The organism is Stenotrophomonas sp. STEN225, from assembly GCF_056756445.1.
In genome coordinates this window covers 1-17,935 of record NZ_JBRRBV010000016.1, presented here as the reverse complement: position 1 = coordinate 17,935, position 17,935 = coordinate 1, and the positions used below count along the sequence as shown (strand labels likewise).

The window sequence follows — 17,935 nt, the reverse complement described above, 5'->3', positions numbered from 1 at the left end:
CGCTGTCTTCCGCGAGACCTCCGCGGTTGGACAATCGCGGATGCACGGTTGTTACACCCTTCGTTCCCTGTCGCGGCGGTCTCCGGGCCGGTGCGTGGCCTAGCTCAAGGTGCTCCATGACACTTTCCATCCGTACTGAAACGCCGGCCGACATCGCCGCCATCCATGCCCTGACCACCGCCGCTTTCGCCACGGCCGGACACAGCAGTCACACCGAGCAGTACATCGTTGATGCGCTGCGCGAGCGCGGCGAGCTGAGCATCTCGCTGGTGGCCGACGCGGCCGGAGAAGTCATCGGCCACGTCGCTGTTTCGCCGGTGTCCGTCAGCGACGGCAGCAGCGGCTGGTACGGCCTGGGCCCGATCTCGGTGCTGCCGGAGCGACAGGGGCAGGGCATCGGTGCCGCATTGATGCGCGCGGCCATCGAGGCCCTTCGCCAGCAGCACGCGCGAGGCTGCGTGTTGCTGGGCGAGCCGGCGTACTACGGTCGTTTCGGCTTCCGCGCCGAGCCGGGGCTGGTGCTGCCGGGCGTTCCTGCCGAGTATTTCCAGGCGCTGTGCCTGCAGCCGCCACTGGCGCAGGGAGAGGTGCGCTACTCCCAGGCGTTCGAAGCGACCGCCTGATCGCCGGCGTTCAGCCCGCGTGCCGAAGGTGGATCAGCGGATACGGACGGCCCTGCGAATCCAGCGCTGAGCGGCCGGTCTCGATGAAGCCCATGCGCAGGTAGAACCCCACTGCCTGCGCATTCTGCGCATTGACGTCGGTGCTCAGCTGCGGATGCAGGGCCAGTGCGTGCTGCAGCAGCTGGCGGCCGATGCCGGTGCCGCGCACGTCCGGGTCGATGAACAAGGCTTCCAGATGCGTCCCGTCGATCAACATGAAGCCCAGAGGACGATCATCTGCATCCACGGCCACGGTGGTCGGCGCCTGGGGCAGGAAACCAGCCACTTCGGCATCGATGGCCAGGCGGTCTTCAGGGCTGAGGAAGTCATGGGTGGCGTCGACGGCGCGGCGCCACAGGTCGACGAGTGCGGCACCGTCATCGGCGCGCGAGGGGCGCAGGGTGGTCATGGGCGGGAACGTGAAGCGGGCAGGCAGCACAGTATGACGTCATTCTGGCATCCGCTGCGCAGCCCGGCGTTACACTGTGCGCCTGAGCTCCGCCGCCTCACGGAAACCGCCATGACCGACGCCCCGGGTGTACCGGTGCACGACGCCGACGAACAGTGGATGCGCCATGCGTTGGCGCTGGCCGAACGCGCGCAGCGCGAGTTCGACGAGATCCCGGTCGGTGCGGTGCTGGTCGGTGCCGACGGCCAGCTGCTGGGTGAGGGCTGGAACCTCAATATCGCTTCGCACGATCCCAGCGCGCACGCCGAGATCGTGGCGATGCGTGCCGGCGGCAAGGCGCTGGCCAACCATCGACTGTTGGGCAGCACGCTGTACGTGACGCTGGAGCCCTGCGCGATGTGCGCGATGGCAATCGTGCATGCGCGCGTGTCGCGGCTGGTCTACGGTGCCAGCGACCCGAAGACCGGTGCCTGTGGCAGCGTGTTCGACCTGCTGGGCGACGCGCGCCACAACCACCGCGTGGAGATCCACGGCGGGGTGCTGGCCAAGGAGGCAAGCACGCGGCTGACCAACTATTTCCGCGCCAAGCGCGGCAAGCCGCCCCTGCTGCTGGAAGGCCCTGCGGACGAGGGTTGAGCAGCGAAAGGGTATGATGGGCGCCCCTTTCCTTTTCCGGCGGCCCGCGGGCCAGCCCTGCAGCGAGACGACACGATGGTGGAGAACGGCGCGGCCAACGAGCGATTGATCTGGATCGACCTGGAAATGACCGGGTTGGATACCGACAACGATTCGATCATCGAGATCGCCACCGTAGTGACCGATGCCCAGCTCAACGTGCTGGCCGAAGGACCGGAATTCGCCATCCATCATCCGCTGGAGACGCTGGAGGCGATGGACGAGTGGAACCGCAACCAGCATCGTCGTTCCGGCCTGTGGCAGCGCGTTCTGGACAGCAGCGTGACCCTTGCCCAGGCCGAGGCGCAGACGGTGAATTTCCTGGCGGAGTGGATTCCGGCTGGCCTGTCGCCGATGTGCGGCAATTCGATCTGCCAGGATCGCCGCTTCCTGCACCGGCAGATGCCGCGCCTGGAGAAGTACTTCCACTACCGCAACCTGGATGTGTCCACGGTGAAGGAACTGGCCAGGCGCTGGGCGCCGGGCGTGGCCGCTGGCGTCGGCAAGAACAGCAGCCATACCGCACTCAGCGACGTGCATGATTCGATCAACGAGCTGCGCCACTATCGCCGGTTCATGGGCGCGCTTTCAGGGTTGCCGACTGCCTGAACGACGACGCCGGGCATGGCCCGGCGCTACCCATCGTTCAACCGCGTGGCGCTACTATCGGCCCATGAACGAGCCGATCCTGCTGCCGCGCGATATCGCCCACGACGCCCGCGACTGGTCCGACCTGCAGCGGGCGGTGGCACTGCTGGAGGCGCCGACCCTGACCGCGCGCATGGCCAACCTGGTCGGCACGCCGCTGGAGTTCGCAGTGAAGGCCCTGCCGACGTCGGTGTCCAGCCGCATCCACGGCGCGGTGCAGGCGGCGCTGTCGAAATCCGCGCAGGCGGCGCTGTGGAGCATGGACAATTCACCCGGCAAGGGCGCATCCACCCGCTGGCACAAGGTGGCTGCCGCAACCTCCGGCGCGGTCGGCGGTGCCTTCGGTTTTGCCGCGTTGTTCATCGAACTGCCGGTGTCGACCACCATCATGATGCGCGCCGTGGCCGATGTGGCGCGCAGCGAAGGCTTCGACCTGTCCGAGTTCAGCACACGCCAGGCCTGTCTGGAAGTGTTCGCGCTGGGCGGCAATTCGCCGCGCGACGACGCCAGCGAGACCGGCTACTACCTGGCCCGCGGCTTCACCACCGATGTGATGCGCCACCTGTCGGCCGAGCTGGCCGGCCGCGTGGTGACCGGCCGCGACCTCACCCTGGGCGTGGCCCCGAAGGAGGCCGGCAAGCTGTTGGCCAAGCTGGTGGAGAAGGTCGCCGCGCGTTTCGGTGTGGTGGTGACCGAGAAGTTCGCCGCGCAGGCGGTCCCCATCGTGGGTGCTGCCGCCGGCGCCACGCTCAACACCATGTTCACCGACTACTACCAGGACATGGCACGCGGGCATTTCATCGTGCGCCGGCTGGAGCGCAAGTACGGTGAGGATGTAGTGCGCACCTGCTATGACCGCGTGGCGCATGGCGGCGCCCTGATCGAGCCGACGCTCTAACCGGTGTCGGGGTCAGATCCCTCTGCCGTGCAAAGGGATCTGACCCCGGGCGAGACTATCATTGCCCCGGTGGAACAACTGTTTTGCCAGTCCGTACCTGTTGCCCGGCGGGCGCCATCCCCATTCTTTGCGGCACTCCCCCGCAAGAGATGGCCGACATGCTGTTCACTCCCCACCGCCTGGGCGCACTGACTCTGCCCAACCGCATCGTGATGCCGCCGATGACCCGTTCGCGTGCGGCCCACGGTAATGTTGCCACCGCCGAAATGGCGGCGTACTACGCGCAACGTGCCGGCGCCGGCCTGATCATCAGCGAAGGCACCCAGATCAGCCCGCAGGGCCAGGGTTATGCCTGGACCCCGGGCATCCACAGTCCGCAACAGGTACAGGGGTGGCGCCAGGTCACCGATGCGGTACACGCGGCGGGCGGACGCATCTATGCGCAGCTGTGGCACGTGGGCCGCGTTTCGCATATTGCCCTGCAGCCGAACGGTGAGGCGCCGGTGTCGTCGTCGGCACTGCTGGCCGAAGGCGTGAAGGTATTCGTTGATCCGACCGGTGCCGGCCCGGAGGCAGGCGTCGGCGAGATGATCCAGCACTCGATGCCGCGCGCCCTGCGCGAGGACGAGATTCCTGGCATCGTCGAGGACTACGCGCAGGCGGCACGCAATGCCCTGGCGGCGGGCTTCGACGGGGTCGAGCTGCATGGGGCCAATGGCTATCTCATCAACCAGTTCATCGATTCGCAGGCCAACCAGCGCACCGATGGCTATGGTGGCGCGCTGCAGAACCGGCTGCGCTTCCTGCGTGAGGTGACGCGGGCGGTGGTTGAGGTGGCGGGTGGCGACCGGGTGGGGGTGCGCCTGGCGCCGCTGACCACGCTGCAGGGGGCGGTGGACGATACGCCGCAGGCCACCTATCTGGCGGCCGCGCATCTGCTGGGTGGGCTGGGCGTGGGCTACCTGCACATCGCCGAAGCCGACTGGGACGACGCACCACCGATGCCGCTGGCATTCAAGCAGGCGCTGCGCATGGTCTATCCGGGAACACTGATCTACGCCGGCAAGTACACCGCCGAGCGCGCCGAGCAGGCACTGGCCGAAGGCTGGGCCGACCTGATTGGTTTCGGCCGGCCCTTCATCGCCAACCCGGACCTGCCGGAGCGGCTGCGCCAAGGTTCGGAACTGAACCTGCCGGACCGCGCGACGTTCTTCGGAGGCGGGGCGGTGGGCTTCACCGATTACCCGACGCTGGAAGAGAGCGTCGCTGCCTGATTCCGCATCCGCCGGGCAGGGCCCGGCGCTACCCGTGCCGGCCGGTCGAGCAGGTAGCGCCGGGCCATGCCCGGCGAGCGCGCAGCGCGGGATGAGGCGCGGCGGTCAGGGCGTGTCGCGCACCAGCGCGTCGGCCTCGACCACGCCACCGTCCTTGCCGTGCAGGTACAGATGCATGTCCTGCTGCGGGTAAGGAATGTTGATACCAGCCTTGTCGTAGCCCAGCTTGATCTGCTCGAGCAGCGTCACCTTCGTGCCGAACCAGTCGGCCGACTTCACATAGCAGCGGATGCCCAGATTGATCGCGTGCGCGCCCAGCTCGTAGACCACTACATCCGGCACCGGCGTCTGTAGTACGCGCGGGTCGGCCTTCATCAGCGCGAGGGCGGTATCGCGCGCCAGCTGGATGTCGTCGTCGTAGCCGATGCCGACCACCAGCTCGACGCGACGGGTCGGTTCGGCCGTGAGGTTGATGATCGGCGCCGCGGTGATCAGGGTGTTCGGAATGGTGGTGTGCTGGTTGTCAGCGCCGGTGATGACGGTCTGGAAAATGCGCACTTCGCGTACCGTGCCGGTCTGGCCGGCGACCGTCACCACGTCGCCCACGCGGAACGGGCGCAGGGTCACCAGCATCACGCCTGAAGCGATGTTGGACAGCGAATCCTTCAGCGCCAGGCCGACGGCCAGGCCTGCGGTACCAAGCACGGCCAGCAGCGGGGTGATCTGCACGCCCAGCGTGCCGATGGCCAGCACCACCACGATCACCAGCGATGCGGCGTAGACCACGTTGCGCAGGAAACTGCCCAGCATCGGGTCCACGCCCATGCGCGCGGTCGCGCGCGGCATCGCGTTGGACAGGCGGCGTGCCACCCACAGGCCGACCAGCAGCACCACGATGGCGGCCAGCAGTGGCACGCCATAGGTTTCCACCAGTCGCTCCCAGTCCAAGGTGTGGAACCAGGATGACGTGGCGGGCGTAGCGGGTGCGGCGGCGATCATGCGGGTGGTCCTCTGCTGCGAAAGGGAGTTGCCCAGGGCAGGGCAGGGCGTGCGCGCACGCCAGAAACAGCAAGCCCCGCAGAGGCGGGGCTTGCATGCAGCAGCAGTATGGGCGGACGTCGATGAAAACGACGTCAGCCTGCAGCCTTCAACGCATCATGCGCTGGCCTTCAGCTTGGCCAGGCGCAGCCAGGTATCGACCACGGTGTCCGGGTTCAGCGACACCGATTCAATGCCTTCCTGCATCAGCCATTCGGCCAGGTCCGGGTGATCGGACGGGCCTTGGCCACAGATGCCGACGTACTTGCCCTTGGCCCGTGCCGACTTGATCGCCATCGACAGCAGCTTCTTCACTGCCGGGTTACGTTCGTCGAACAGATGGGCGACGATCGACGAGTCGCGGTCCAGGCCCAGGGTGAGCTGGGTCAGGTCGTTGGAGCCGATCGAGAAGCCGTCGAAGATCTCCAGGAACTCATCGGCGAGCAGTGCGTTGGACGGCACTTCGCACATCATGATGATCTTCAGGCCGTTCTCGCCCTGCTTCAGGCCGTTCTGGGCGAGGACTTCCACCACCTTGCGGCCTTCTTCCAGCGTGCGCACGAACGGAATCATGACCCAGAGGTTGTCCAGGCCCATTTCGTTGCGCACGCGCAGCACGGCCTTGCACTCCAGCGCGAAGGCAGCCGAGAAGCTCGGATCGACATAACGGCTGGCGCCGCGGAAGCCGATCATCGGGTTCTCTTCGTGCGGCTCGTAGTTGCTGCCGCCGATCAGGTTGGCGTACTCGTTGGACTTGAAGTCCGACAGGCGCACGATCACCGGGTTCGGCGCGACCGACGCGGTGAGGGTGGCGATGCCCTCGGCCAGTCGGTCCACGTAGAAGCTGACCGGGTCACCGTAGCCGGCGATCTTCTCGTCGATCTTCTTCTTCGTTGCCGCGTCCTGGCGGTCGTACTCCAGCAGCGCGTTCGGATGGATGCCGATGTGGCTGGCGATGATCATTTCCAGGCGCGCCAGGCCGATGCCGGCGTTCGGCAGCTGGCCGAAGTCGAAGGCACGTTCCGGGTTGGCCACGTTCATCATGATCTTCAACGGAGCCGGCGGCATGTTGCCCAGATCGGTGGTGGTGCGCTCAAAGCCGAGCTTGCCTTCGTAGATGAAGCCGGTATCGCCTTCAGCGCAGCTGACGGTGACCAGCTGGCCGTCTTCGATGACCTTGGTGGCGTTGCCCGAGCCGACCACGGCCGGTACGCCCAGCTCGCGGGCGATGATCGCGGCGTGGCAGGTACGGCCACCGCGGTTGGTGACGATGGCCGAAGCGCGCTTCATCACCGGCTCCCAATCGGGATCGGTCATGTCGGCAATCAGCACGTCGCCCGGCTGCACGCGGTTCATGTCGTCCAGCGTCTTCACCACGCGGGCCACGCCCGAACCGATCTTGGCGCCCACGGCACGGCCTTCAGCCAGCACGTTGCCGCCCTTTTCGGTCAGCGCGAAGCGCTCGATCTGGGTGGCGTGGCTGCGCGACTTCACCGTCTCCGGGCGCGCCTGCACGATGAACAGCTTGCCGCTGACACCGTCCTTGGCCCACTCGATATCCATCGGGCGGCCGTAGTGCTTTTCGATCACCAGCGCCTGCTTGGCCAGTTCCTGCACGTCCTCGTCGCTGATCGAGAAGGTGTTGCGCAGTTCGGCCGGAGTGTCCTCGATCCTGACGCGCTCGCCGGGAACGTCCGAGTAAACCATGCGGATCGCCTTGCTGCCGAGCGAGCGGCGCAGGATCGCCGGCTTGCCGGCCTGCAGGGTGGGCTTGTAGACGTAGTACTCGTCCGGGTTGACCGCGCCCTGCACGACCATTTCGCCCAGGCCGAAGGACGAGGTGACGAACACCACGTCGCGGAAGCCCGATTCGGTATCCAGGGTGAACAGCACGCCGGAGGAACCCACGCCCGAGCGCACCATCAGCTGCACGCCGGCGGACAGGAACACGTCCTCATGCTTGAAGCCGTGGTGTACGCGGTAGGCGATGGCGCGGTCGTTGTACAGCGAAGCGAACACTTCCTTGACCTTGTGCACGACATCGTCGGCACCGGTGACGTTGAGGAAGGTTTCCTGCTGGCCGGCAAACGAGGCATCCGGCAGGTCTTCGGCGGTGGCCGAAGAGCGCACCGCCACGGCCACGTCGCCGCCGCCGTTCTCGGCGCTCAGCTTGGCGTACGCGGTCCGGATGTCCTGGTCCAGCTGCGGCTGCAGTGGAGCGTCGATGACCCAGCCACGGATTTCCTTGCCGGCCGCGGTCAGCGCGGTAACGTCCTCGACGTCCAGCGTGGCCAGCTTGTCGAAGATGCGCTTGGACAGATCGTTGTGCGCGATGAAGTCCTTGAAGGCTTCAGCGGTGGTGGCATAACCGCCTGGCACCGACACGCCCAGACCGGCCAGATTGCCGATCATCTCGCCCAGCGACGAATTCTTGCCGCCTACGCGGGCCAGGTCGGCCAGACGCAGTTCGTGCAACCACAGGATGTTCTCGTTCAAGCGCGATGCTCCGTTTGGCCATCGCCCGAGGCGGGCTGTAATGGCCGCGTCCGTAGGAAGAAGCCGATATGATGCCGGGCAGAGTACCGTCGGCACAAGCTTGTGCTGGCGGCCTTTTTAGGCTTCGTAGGGGGTAAAAGCGCGCATGTCGACCATCCGCCCGGTGTTCTATGTTTCCGATGGAACCGGTATCACCGCTGAAACCATTGGACATAGCCTGCTGACCCAGTTCTCCGGGTTCAGCTTCATTACCGATCGCATGTCGTTCGTCGATGACCCCGAAAAGGCCCGTGAAGCCTGCGCCCGGATCCAGGCGGCGGGGGAGCGCTACCAGGTCCGGCCGATCGTGGTGAACTCCTGCGTGGACCAGAGCCTGAGCCTGATCCTGGCAGACAGCGGGGCGCTGATGCTGGACGTGTTCGCGCCGTTCATCGAGCCGCTGGAGCGGGAACTGTCCAGCCCGCGCCTGGCCCGGGTCGGCCAGGCCCACGGCATGGTCGATTTCGACACCTACCACCGCCGCATCAATGCGATGAACTTCGCCTTGACCCACGACGACGGCATCGCGGTGAACTACGACGATGCCGACGTGATCCTGGTGGCGGTGTCGCGGGCCGGCAAGACCCCGACCTGCATCTACCTGGCCCTGCACTACGGGGTGCGCGCAGCCAACTATCCGCTGACCGATGAAGACCTGGAAAGCGACCGCCTGCCTGCGCGGCTGCGCAACTACCGGCGGAAGCTGTTCGGCCTGACCATCGACCCGGACAGGCTGCAGCAGATCCGCCAGGAGCGCCGGCCGAACTCACGCTACGCCAATCTGGAAACCTGCCGGCGCGAAGTGGCGGCGGCCGAGACCATGTTCCGCATGGAGAGGATTCCGACCCTGAGCACCACGCACACCTCCATCGAGGAAATCTCCAGCAAGGTGCTGGGCACGCTGGGGCTGCAGCGCGAAATGTACTGATCCTCTCCCGGCGGCGCCGGCCATCCCAGGCGACGCTTGACGGCTGCGCTGCGTGCTCGCCGGGCATGGCCCGCCGCTACCCGTCGGCGCGTGGCTGCACACGGACGATCGCGGCCGGTGGGTTGGCTGTGGCTTGAACCGCCCCCACGTTGAACCACCAACGTGTAGGATCGACCCATGGCCCGAGCCTTGCCCCGCACCGAACGCATTCCCCGCCTGAGCCGGCTGAGCTGGCTCATGGGCCTGTATGCGGAAAACTACCGGCACCTGGTGCGCCTGTTCGCACCGGCCGAGCTGGTTGCGGGCAGCTACATCTCTTCGGTGGGTGATGGCCTGGATGTACGCCTGGACGTGATCGAGTGCCATCGCTACACCGTCGAACTGCGCCTGACCTACGACCTGGCCGACCCGGTGACCGGCGAGCCGGACCCGTCGGCCTATGTGCGCCTGTACCGCGACGCACGCCAGGCTGAAACCACCCATTGCTACGTCGGCCGCCGCTGGCAGGACACCATGGGTCTGTATCCGCCGCCGGCCGAACTGATCAGCCACCGCATGCGGATGAACACCTTCCTCGGCAAGTGGCTGGAATACCTGGCCGAGCGTGGCCATGGCGTGGCCACCCTGCGCCGCGATCCGGACGGCAGCGCGGCAGCCGATGGCGAGCGTCGCCTGTCGCTGGTGCGCTGATCGGCCATAATCCGGGGCTGACCTGCCGCCGGATGCCGCCATGCCGTATACCCCGATCGTCGCCACCCTGGGCTATGTGCTTTCGCCCGACGGGCGCCAGGTGCTGATGATCCATCGCAATACCCGCCCCGGCGACCACCATCTGGGCAAGTACAACGGCCTGGGGGGCAAGATCGAGCCGAGCGAGGACGTGGCAGCCGGCATGCGCCGCGAAATCGCAGAGGAAGCCGGCATCGCGTGTACCTCGATGCGTCTGCGCGGTACCATCAGCTGGCCGGGTTTCGGCAAGCACGGTGAGGACTGGTTCGGGTTCGTGTTCGTGATCGACGGCTTTGAAGGCAGCCCGCATGGCGGCAACCATGAGGGCACGCTGGAGTGGGTGGACCTGGACAAGCTCGACACGCTGCCGATGTGGGAGGGCGACCGCAATTTCCTGCCGCTGGTGTTCGATGCGGATCCGCGTCCATTCCACGGGGTGATGCCGTACAAGGACGGACGCATGCAGAGCTGGTCGTTCAGCCGGCTGTGAGCCGCGTCGAGGCAGTGCGGATTAATACCCGGGTGATATTGACGCCATAAAATTGCCCGGGTAATATTTCCGCATCGCCCCGGTGCCCGTGCCATGTCCAATGCTCCCCTTCCGCCGTTCAGCTGCTTCGACGGTCATCGACTTGTCGCTTCCGGTACGCCGGACGTCGCCGCGCTGGCGCTCAGGCAGCTGCGTGCCGATGCGGCTGCCGGCCCGCTGCTGGTGTTCGACAACGCCACCGGCCTGACCCGGGATTTCGACACGCGTGGCAGCGTCGCGCAGCTGCTGGTGCGTATCGCCCAGGCCTTCCCGGCATCACGCGCGGACGCCGATGTGCAGACGGCGGCCACCGATGAGCCGGTGGTGGCGCGCGGGCGCGGGCGACCGAAACTGGGTGTGGTCGCGCGCGAGGTCACGCTGCTGCCGCGTCATTGGACCTGGTTGGCCGGACAGCCGGGCGGCGCCTCGGTGGCGCTGCGGCGGCTGGTGGAAGCGGCCAGCCGGGCCGGTGCCGATCTGGACCGGCAGCGCCGCAACGCCGAGCGCGCGTATCACTTCCTGCAGACCATCGGCGGCGATCTGCCCGGCTTCGAGGAAGCCACGCGTGCGCTGTTCGCGCACGACCGCGCGCGCCTGCAGGCTGTGCTGGAAAGCTGGCCTGTCGACGTACGCAGCCACGCTTTGCGTCTGGCCTTCGACGAACCTGCCGGCAGCACCGACGACTGACCTGCCGCCCCGCACATGCAAGCGGCCGCGCTGACCGCGGGCCGTTACTCCTCCCACCTGCGTCTCCTGCTGGCCCCTTGGCCGGGCAGGGCAACGCTTTGCCCATGGAATGCCCATGAATCCCCCATCACTGTCCGCAGCGCCTGTGTCGCCCCCCCTGTGGCGCGCCTATCTCGGGTTGTTGCTGCCGATGCTGTTGACCAACGCTCTGCAGCTGGCCTCCGGGACGCTCGACAACATCTACCTCGGCCACCTGCTCGGTGCACATGCGGTGGCCGCAGCGGCGGCGGTGTTTCCGATGTTCTTCCTGTTGCTGGCCCTGGCGATGGGCCTGGCCACGGGCGCCACGGTGCTGATCGGGCAGGCGTGGGGGTGCGGTGATGTGGTGCGGGTGCGGCGGGTCGCCGGAACGGCGGTCGCGCTGATGCTGGCGGTGTCGTTGCTGGTGATGGTGGTCGGCAACCTGTTCGCACCGCAGCTGCTGCAGGCGCTCGGCACACCGGCGCCGATCCTGGGTGAGGCCATCGCCTACGCGCGCATCATGCTGAGCGGCGTGCCGGTGATCTTCCTGCTCTGGCTGGCAACGTCGGTCAGCCGCGCGGTGGGCGATGCGATGTCGCCGCTGCACGCGTTGCTGATCGCCACCTTGATCGGCCTGCTGTGTACACCCTTGCTGATCGTCGGTGCTGCAGGCCTGCCGAGGATGGGAGCAGCCAGCGCCGCATTCTCCGCGGTGCTGGCTTCCACGCTGGCGTTGGCCTGGCTGTCGTGGCGCTGGCGCCGACAGGGGCATCCGCTGGCACCCGACCGTAATCTGCTGCGTGCGGTGCGCGTGGATGCGGGCACGGCGCGATCAATGTTGCGGATCGGGGTGCCGTCGTCGCTGCAGATGCTCAGCCTGGCCGTTGCCGAAATCGTACTGCTGGGCTGGATCAACCGGCACGGTTACCTGGCGACCGCCGCCTATGGCGCGGTCAACCAGCTGATGAGCTGGGTGCAGCTGCCGGCGATGTCGCTGGGCATCACCGCCACTGTACTGGCTGCGCACGCGATGGGCGCAGGGCGCGTGGCGCGGCTGCCTGCGATCGCCCGCACCGGTGCTTGGCTGGGGGGCGGGCTGCTGGCTGCGGTGGTGGGGCTGGTGATGCTGTCGGCACCGTGGCTGGTCGGCCTGATCCTGGACGCACCGGACGTACGCGCGCTGGCGACAGAGCAGCTGCGCACGGTGGCCTGGGGCGTGCTGGCAATGGGCGGCGCCTCGGTGCTGGTGGGCGTGATGCGCGGCAGCGGCACGGTCGTGTGGCCGGCGCTGCTCGGAATGGCGGCCATCGTGCTGCTGGAACTGCCGCTGGCGGCCTGGCTGCATGCGCGGCATGGCCTGGCGGGACTGTGGTGGGCCTGGCCGCTGGGACTGGTGATGATGCTGGTGCTGCAGCTGTTCTGCTTCGCCGGTTGGCGGCGCCGGATTGCCGGCTGAGCGCCTGGCCGCTGCGCTCGCCGGGCATGGCCCGGCGCTACCGGGCCGGCATCCTTGAGGTAGCGCCGGGCCATCCCCGACGGAAAACGATCACTGCCGGTGCGCCAGCAGCAGATGGAAGTGCTTCTCGCGCTGCTGGCCATCGTTGCCTTCCGCGGTTTCACGGTGTGCCCGCCAGGCCGAAACACGGAAGCCCGAGATCCGCAGCGCGCGTTCCACCGCCTCCAGTTCGTGCAGGTGGAAGGTCGAGGCAAACGGCAGACCGCGCATGAAAGTGGCATCGCCGAACGCCAGGCACAGGCGGCCGCCAGGGCGCAGCACCCGCGCCAGTTCGTCCAGCACCGGCGCCAGGTTCGGCCAGAAGTAGAGGGTGTTTACGCTCAGCGCCGCGTCCACGCAGGCATCGGTGACGGGCAGGGCGTGGGCGTCGCCATGGCGCAGTTCCGCGCGATCACCCAGGCCGGTCGAGGCCAGTCGCTGGTTGCCGGCCGCAACCATGGCGGTGGACAGTTCGATACCGAGGTAGCGGCTGTTGGCCGCTTGCAGCAGCAGGGGCGCGAACGCGCCATTGCCCGGGCCGATTTCCAGCACGCTCTCGCCTGCAGCGGTCGCGAGCAGGCGGATGGCGGCCTGGTTGAGCCCGCCATTGCTGCGGTTCATCGCGTCGGCCACGTCCAGGGCGTGGTCGCCATGGGGCATCCGCAGTTGAGCGGCCAGGGTGGCTGCGTCCAGCATCGGCATCGTCCGGTGAGGGGATCAGGACGTGGCGACGGCGGGTCCGCCGCTGACCATAGCGCCAGAGAGCCGGCTTGGGAAGGGCGGAAACCCCGCCAGAAGTGATGAGCAAATGTCCACCGTCGCAGTCGGTGAGAACGGGTTGTCCACAGGGGGTGTGGATTACGCGTGGGCAACTTTGTGGATAAGCCTCGACAGGCGCCACCCCCCTAGGCTGTCAAGATGGGTGGCGAAAAATTCACCGCTGGTGACGATGCGTGAGCGACCGGTGAAGGGGGAACGCGGGCCGTGCTGTCGCCAGCGGCTGCGCTCGCGGTAACCTGTGGCCCTTGATGCCCCGTGAGACTTCATGAAACGTCACTTCTCGATGCTGCGCGAGTTCCAGCTGGCGGACTGGTTCACCCTGGCCAACGCCTTCTGCGGCACCGGCGCGGTGTTCGCCGCCATGCGCTTCCTGCAGGATGGCGAGCGTGGCTACCTGCTGTTCGGCATGGCGTTGATCCCGCTGGCCTTCATCTTCGACGCGCTGGACGGCCGCATCGCGCGCTGGCGCAAATCCAGTTCGACGCTGGGCCGCGAGCTGGATTCGCTGTCCGACGTGATCTCCTTCGGCGTGGCCCCGGCCGCGCTGGCCTATGCCTGTGGCATGCAGGGCGGGTGGGACTGGCTGGTGCTGAGCTACTTCGTCTGCTGTGGCGTCAGCCGCCTTGCCCGCTACAACGTGACTGCCGAGGCGCTGGCCGGCGACGAGGGCAAGGTGAAGTTTTTCGAGGGCACCCCGATCCCGACCAGCCTGGTGCTGGTGATCGTGCTGGCGATCGCGGCGGGTACCGACGCGATCGGCCCGGACATCTGGCTTGGCCAATGGCAGCTGGGTCCGTGGCAGTTGCATCCGATGGTGCTGCTGTTCGCCCTGTCCGGGTCGCTGATGATCAGCAAGACCCTGCGTATTCCCAAGCCATGACGGCATCCTGCGGAGGCCTGCGATGACCAGTTCGGCCCATGACGCCGGCAGCAGCGATTTCGAGACTCTGGCCCGGCAGTATTTCGGGGCTTGGGGCGATGCCCTGCGCCATGCCTCCGCCGCCGGTGCGCCGGGCAGCGGCGATGCCGGCAGCTGGCAGCGCCTGTTTGACGGCTGGAGCCAGATGCTGCCCGAGCAGGGGCCGGGTGCGCCGGAGGACGCGGTGCGCCGGTTCCGCGAGCAGGCGGGCAGCTGGTACGGCACGATGCAGGAGGTCGCCAGCCGCTTCGCCGGTCGCGATGCCAGCAGCGCAGAAGTGGCACAGGCCTGGCGCGAGGCAGTGCAGGGCCAGGGGGATGGCCTGCTGCAATGGATGCTGCAGGGCGCGCGCGGCAGCACCCAGGCCGGCGGTTCGTTGCCGGAGTTCGCCAACTGGCTGCAGCAATGGCAGCTGCAGGCGGGCCCGTGGCTGCAGAGCCCCGCCTTCGGTCCCGGCCGTGAACACCAGGCGCGCTGGCAGGCCCTGCTGCGCGCGCAGGAGGATTACCAGCAGCAGTCACGCGCCTATGTCGAACAGATCCGGCAGGCGCTGGACGAGGCCTTCGAGCTGTTCGAGCAGCGGCTGGCCCAGCATGAGCAGCCCGGCAGCCAGTTGACCAGCGCGCGTGCGATGTTCGACCTGTGGATCGAGGCGGCCGAAGAGGCTTACGCCAAGGTGGCCCTGTCCGAGCCGTTCCAGCAGGTCTATGCCGACCTCGGCAACGCACAGATGCGCCTGCGCGCTGGGTTGCAGCGCGAAGTGGAGCAGGTAAGCGAGCGGATCGGCCTGCCGACTCGTTCCGAAATGGATGCCGCGCACCGTCGCATTGCCGAGCTGGAGCGCAGCCTGCGTCGCCTGCAGGCGCAGGTGACGGTGCTGGCGGGTACGGCGACGGTGGATCCGGCCGCACAGCCGGCCCCGGCCAGGGTGAAGCCTGGCACTCGCAGGGCGGCCGCGAAGAAGGCGGCGCCAACGCCGAAGGCGGCAGTCAAGAAGGCTGCAGTCAAGAAGGCTGCTGCAAAGCGTGCGCCAGCCAGGAAGGCGACATCCCGTACTTCCTCGCGGAAAACATGACCGATGAAGGGACCTCTGGGCTTCAATGCCGATGACCTGATGCAGGAGACCCTGGCCATGCAGCGCAAGCTGATGGAAGGGCTGAAGCTGCTGCCACAGGTGGAAGATGTCGATTACGGGGTGACCGCCCGCGAGGAAGTCTGGCGTGATGGCAAGGTGGTGCTCTATCGCTTCGTCGGCGAACAGGCACCGATCCGGCGGACGCCGCTGCTGATCGTCTACGCACTGGTCAACCGCCCCTACATGGTTGACCTGCAGGCCGATCGCTCGCTGGTGCAGAAGCTACTGGCACTGGGGCAGGACGTGTACGTGCTGGACTGGGGCTACCCGGATCGATCCGAACGGTTCCAGACGCTGGAGGACTACCTGCTGCGCTACATCGAGGGCGCGGTGGATGCCCTGCGCGCGCGCAGCGGCGGCCCGGTGGACCTGCTCGGCATCTGCCAGGGCGGTGTGTTCGCGCTGTGCTATGCGGCGCTGCGCCGGCAGAAGCTGGGCAAGCTGATCACCATGGTGACGCCCGTTGATTTCCACACCGCCGACAACATGCTCTCGCACTGGGCGCGGCAGGTGGATGTGGACCTGCTGGTGGACACGCTGGGCAACATCCCGGCCGACCTGATGAATGCCAGTTACCTGATGCTCAAGCCGTTCCGCCTGAACGTGCAGAAGTACGTGGGCCTGCTGGACATCCTCGATGACAAGGCCGCGCTGGAGGATTTCCTGCGCATGGAGAAATGGATCTTCGACTCGCCGGATCTGGCGGGCGAGGCGTTCCGCGACTTCATCAAGCAGTTCTACCAGGACAACGCGCTGGTGAACGGTACGGTGCGGATCGGCGAGGAAGCCGTGGATCTGTCGCAGGTGACCCTGCCCGTGCTGAACATCTATGCCGAGCAAGACCATCTGGTGCCACCGGATGCGTCGCGCGCGATGCGGGGGCGCCTGGGCACGGAGGACTACACCGAGTCCAGTTTCCGCGGGGGGCATATTGGAATCTACGTGTCCGGACGGGCGCAGCGCGAAGTGCCAGCTACGATTGATGGCTGGTTGAAGGCCCGGGACGGGAAGGGCTAGTCTCAGGCGCTCTGGACGGGCTGGAGCCAAGGATGCTGTCGCACAAATCACTGCTGGTTGCAGCGCTGCTGCTGACCCCTGCATGGGCCCCTGCGGCCCCGGGCCCCGTAGCGCGCGGCGAAATCGCGCAGCTGATCTCCAGCCTGGACGGCTCCCAGTGCCGTTTCCAGCGCAACGGCCGCTGGTACGACGGCAGCAGTGCGCGCGCGCACCTGCAGCGCAAGTACGACTACCTGCTGAAGAAGGACCTGGTGGACAGCGCCGAGCAGTTCATCGAACGCGCGGCCACCCAGAGCAGCATGAGCGGCAAGGCCTACCGCATCCAGTGCCCCGGGCAACCGGAGCAGGCGTCGGCCGCATGGTTCAGCGCCCGGCTGCAGGCGCTGCGCCAACGCACGCCGTAGACAGGGGGGCGGTGTAGAGTCGAGTCCTGTTCGACTGCTTTATGCACTGCCAGGAGGATCCGCCATGAGTACCACGCCCCGCACGTTGTCGCGCTCGCTGAACGACCGGATGATCGCCGGGGTGATGGGCGGCATCGCGCATCGCTTCGGCTGGAATTCCACGCTGCTGCGGGTGGTCTTCGTACTGGTGTCGCTGGCATCGGCGGCATTTCCCGGCATCCTGGTCTATCTGATCCTGTGGCTGCTGATTCCCAACGAGGCCGATTGAACCGTCCTGCCATGGTCCGGCCGATCTGGCTGCGTGCCTTGCAGGTGCTGGGTGCAGCCTGGACCGTCCCCAATTCGCTGATCGGCCTGGTCGGAGGCCTGGCCGGGCTGCTGGGCGGTGCGACGGTGCGCTGGAGCGGTCGGGAGTGCGCGCTGGTGTTCGATCGCTGGCCGTGGGGGCCCGGCGGCGCGATCACGCTGGGCAACGTGATCCTGCATACCGGCCATGATCTGGCCATGCCGTGCCGGACCTATGCGCATCAGGCGGGGTGGGGGGCGGAGCCGCTGATCCGGCTGGACGACCATGAGCGCGCGCACGTCTACCAGTACCTGGTGCTGGGGCCGCTGTACCTGCCGGTGTACCTGCTGTGCGGCGGGGTGAGTGCGCGCAACCCGTTCGAGCGGGCGGCGGATCATTACGCCCGGTTCGGGCACGGCTGGTGGCCGTAGTCTGCAGCCAACGGCACAGCCCCTCGTGGGCGGCAATGGACGCCGTGAACCGTTCCCTGGGGGCTTGGCCGCGGCATCCATGCCGCGGACACCCCCGCGACCCCAACCCGACCGCCCTCTGATAGAGGGCTGTGGCCTGCACCACCCACGGAAAAGAAGAAAGAACAGCAGAAGCCGGTCGCCCGCTGCACGTGCTCGTGTAGAGCCGAGCCTGCGCTCGGCTTCGTGGACTGACCTGAAAGCAGCCGAGCGTGGGCTCGGCTCTACAAAATGCAGCCGGCCAGGCTGCTTTTGCTTTCGATCTTCTTTTTCTTTTCCGTGGGTGAACGTGCCCGAAGAACTGTCAGGGGCCGGGCGGGGTGGGTTCGCGGGACCGTTGGCGCCATGGATGGCGCCATCGAGCCCCCAGGGACGGGTTTACGGCGTGTCCCGCGA

At 67.2% G+C, this 17,935-nt stretch carries 20 protein-coding genes; 16 read left to right on the top strand and 4 right to left on the bottom strand.

Annotated elements, in window-relative coordinates; all coding sequences use genetic code 11:
• The first annotated feature begins 116 nt into the window (after positions 1–116).
• Positions 117–623: a GNAT family N-acetyltransferase gene (locus tag ACVOJ1_RS14955; protein ID WP_197601007.1), complete on the top strand. Its 507-nt coding sequence runs from the start codon at positions 117–119 to the stop codon at positions 621–623.
• Between the two features lie 10 nt (positions 624–633).
• Here the strand turns inward: ACVOJ1_RS14955 and ACVOJ1_RS14950 are convergent, their stop codons facing one another.
• A complete protein-coding gene (locus tag ACVOJ1_RS14950) occupies positions 634–1,071 on the bottom strand; it encodes an acetyltransferase (RefSeq protein ID WP_065182778.1) in 438 nt (145 codons plus the stop codon).
• 111 nt (positions 1,072–1,182) lie between these two features.
• Here ACVOJ1_RS14950 and tadA point away from each other — a divergent pair, with 111 nt between their 5' ends.
• From tadA to ACVOJ1_RS14930, 4 genes are all read left to right on the top strand, one after another.
• The gene (gene tadA, locus ACVOJ1_RS14945) at positions 1,183–1,707 is read left to right on the top strand and encodes a tRNA adenosine(34) deaminase TadA (protein WP_053517868.1); all 525 of its coding nucleotides are present in this window, start codon (positions 1,183–1,185) and stop codon (positions 1,705–1,707) included.
• A gap of 75 nt (positions 1,708–1,782) precedes the next feature.
• Positions 1,783–2,355 (top strand): oligoribonuclease, encoded by a 573-nt coding sequence (gene orn, locus ACVOJ1_RS14940; RefSeq protein WP_053517870.1) that lies wholly within the window; start codon positions 1,783–1,785, stop codon positions 2,353–2,355.
• 64 nt (positions 2,356–2,419) lie between these two features.
• Positions 2,420–3,292, top strand: a complete 873-nt coding sequence (locus ACVOJ1_RS14935) for an EcsC family protein (protein WP_053517871.1) — start codon at positions 2,420–2,422, stop codon at positions 3,290–3,292.
• 158 nt (positions 3,293–3,450) lie between these two features.
• Positions 3,451–4,566 carry an alkene reductase gene (locus ACVOJ1_RS14930; protein WP_053517903.1) on the top strand — a complete coding sequence of 372 codons (1,116 nt, stop codon included), beginning with the start codon at positions 3,451–3,453 and terminating at the stop codon, positions 4,564–4,566.
• A gap of 105 nt (positions 4,567–4,671) precedes the next feature.
• On the opposite strand, the gene ACVOJ1_RS14925 is transcribed toward ACVOJ1_RS14930, so the two are convergent.
• Positions 4,672–5,565, bottom strand: coding sequence for a mechanosensitive ion channel family protein (locus ACVOJ1_RS14925; RefSeq protein ID WP_346480588.1), 894 nt, complete (start codon positions 5,563–5,565; stop codon positions 4,672–4,674).
• Positions 5,566–5,721: 156 nt separating this feature from the next.
• Positions 5,722–8,100 carry a phosphoenolpyruvate synthase gene (gene ppsA / locus ACVOJ1_RS14920; RefSeq protein WP_053517874.1) on the bottom strand — a complete coding sequence of 793 codons (2,379 nt, stop codon included), beginning with the start codon at positions 8,098–8,100 and terminating at the stop codon, positions 5,722–5,724.
• Between the two features lie 145 nt (positions 8,101–8,245).
• Here ppsA and ppsR point away from each other — a divergent pair, with 145 nt between their 5' ends.
• From ppsR to ACVOJ1_RS14895, 5 genes are all read left to right on the top strand, one after another.
• The gene (gene ppsR / locus ACVOJ1_RS14915; protein ID WP_053517875.1) at positions 8,246–9,067 is read left to right on the top strand and encodes a posphoenolpyruvate synthetase regulatory kinase/phosphorylase PpsR; all 822 of its coding nucleotides are present in this window, start codon (positions 8,246–8,248) and stop codon (positions 9,065–9,067) included.
• Between the two features lie 177 nt (positions 9,068–9,244).
• On the top strand, positions 9,245–9,757 hold the full coding sequence (locus ACVOJ1_RS14910) for a DUF1249 domain-containing protein (protein WP_053517876.1): 513 nt from the start codon (positions 9,245–9,247) through the stop codon (positions 9,755–9,757).
• 40 nt (positions 9,758–9,797) lie between these two features.
• Positions 9,798–10,286 (top strand): NUDIX hydrolase, encoded by a 489-nt coding sequence (locus ACVOJ1_RS14905; RefSeq protein WP_053517878.1) that lies wholly within the window; start codon positions 9,798–9,800, stop codon positions 10,284–10,286.
• A 93-nt stretch (positions 10,287–10,379) separates the two neighbouring features.
• Positions 10,380–11,012 (top strand): DUF2239 family protein, encoded by a 633-nt coding sequence (locus tag ACVOJ1_RS14900; protein ID WP_111187038.1) that lies wholly within the window; start codon positions 10,380–10,382, stop codon positions 11,010–11,012.
• A gap of 115 nt (positions 11,013–11,127) precedes the next feature.
• Positions 11,128–12,489, top strand: a complete 1,362-nt coding sequence (locus ACVOJ1_RS14895; protein ID WP_346480587.1) for an MATE family efflux transporter — start codon at positions 11,128–11,130, stop codon at positions 12,487–12,489.
• Positions 12,490–12,579: 90 nt separating this feature from the next.
• On the opposite strand, the gene ACVOJ1_RS14890 is transcribed toward ACVOJ1_RS14895, so the two are convergent.
• Entirely contained in the window at positions 12,580–13,230 is a 651-nt protein-coding gene (locus ACVOJ1_RS14890; protein ID WP_065182725.1) for a class I SAM-dependent methyltransferase, read from the bottom strand.
• A gap of 343 nt (positions 13,231–13,573) precedes the next feature.
• On the opposite strand from ACVOJ1_RS14890, the gene ACVOJ1_RS14885 reads away from it, so the two are divergent.
• From ACVOJ1_RS14885 to ACVOJ1_RS14860, 6 genes are all read left to right on the top strand, one after another.
• A complete protein-coding gene (locus tag ACVOJ1_RS14885) occupies positions 13,574–14,188 on the top strand; it encodes a CDP-alcohol phosphatidyltransferase family protein (protein WP_053517884.1) in 615 nt (204 codons plus the stop codon).
• 22 nt (positions 14,189–14,210) lie between these two features.
• Entirely contained in the window at positions 14,211–15,302 is a 1,092-nt protein-coding gene (phaE, locus tag ACVOJ1_RS14880) for a class III poly(R)-hydroxyalkanoic acid synthase subunit PhaE (RefSeq protein WP_262218793.1), read from the top strand.
• Between the two features lie 3 nt (positions 15,303–15,305).
• A complete protein-coding gene (phaC, locus tag ACVOJ1_RS14875; RefSeq protein WP_180877025.1) occupies positions 15,306–16,379 on the top strand; it encodes a class III poly(R)-hydroxyalkanoic acid synthase subunit PhaC in 1,074 nt (357 codons plus the stop codon).
• 32 nt (positions 16,380–16,411) lie between these two features.
• Positions 16,412–16,783, top strand: a complete 372-nt coding sequence (locus ACVOJ1_RS14870) for a YfeK family protein (RefSeq protein WP_053517888.1) — start codon at positions 16,412–16,414, stop codon at positions 16,781–16,783.
• Between the two features lie 64 nt (positions 16,784–16,847).
• Positions 16,848–17,051, top strand: a complete 204-nt coding sequence (locus ACVOJ1_RS14865; protein ID WP_053517889.1) for a PspC domain-containing protein — start codon at positions 16,848–16,850, stop codon at positions 17,049–17,051.
• Between the two features lie 11 nt (positions 17,052–17,062).
• Complete coding sequence (locus tag ACVOJ1_RS14860) at positions 17,063–17,500, top strand: hypothetical protein (RefSeq protein ID WP_053517890.1); 438 nt, start codon at positions 17,063–17,065, stop codon at positions 17,498–17,500.
• The last annotated feature ends 435 nt before the right edge of the window (positions 17,501–17,935 follow it).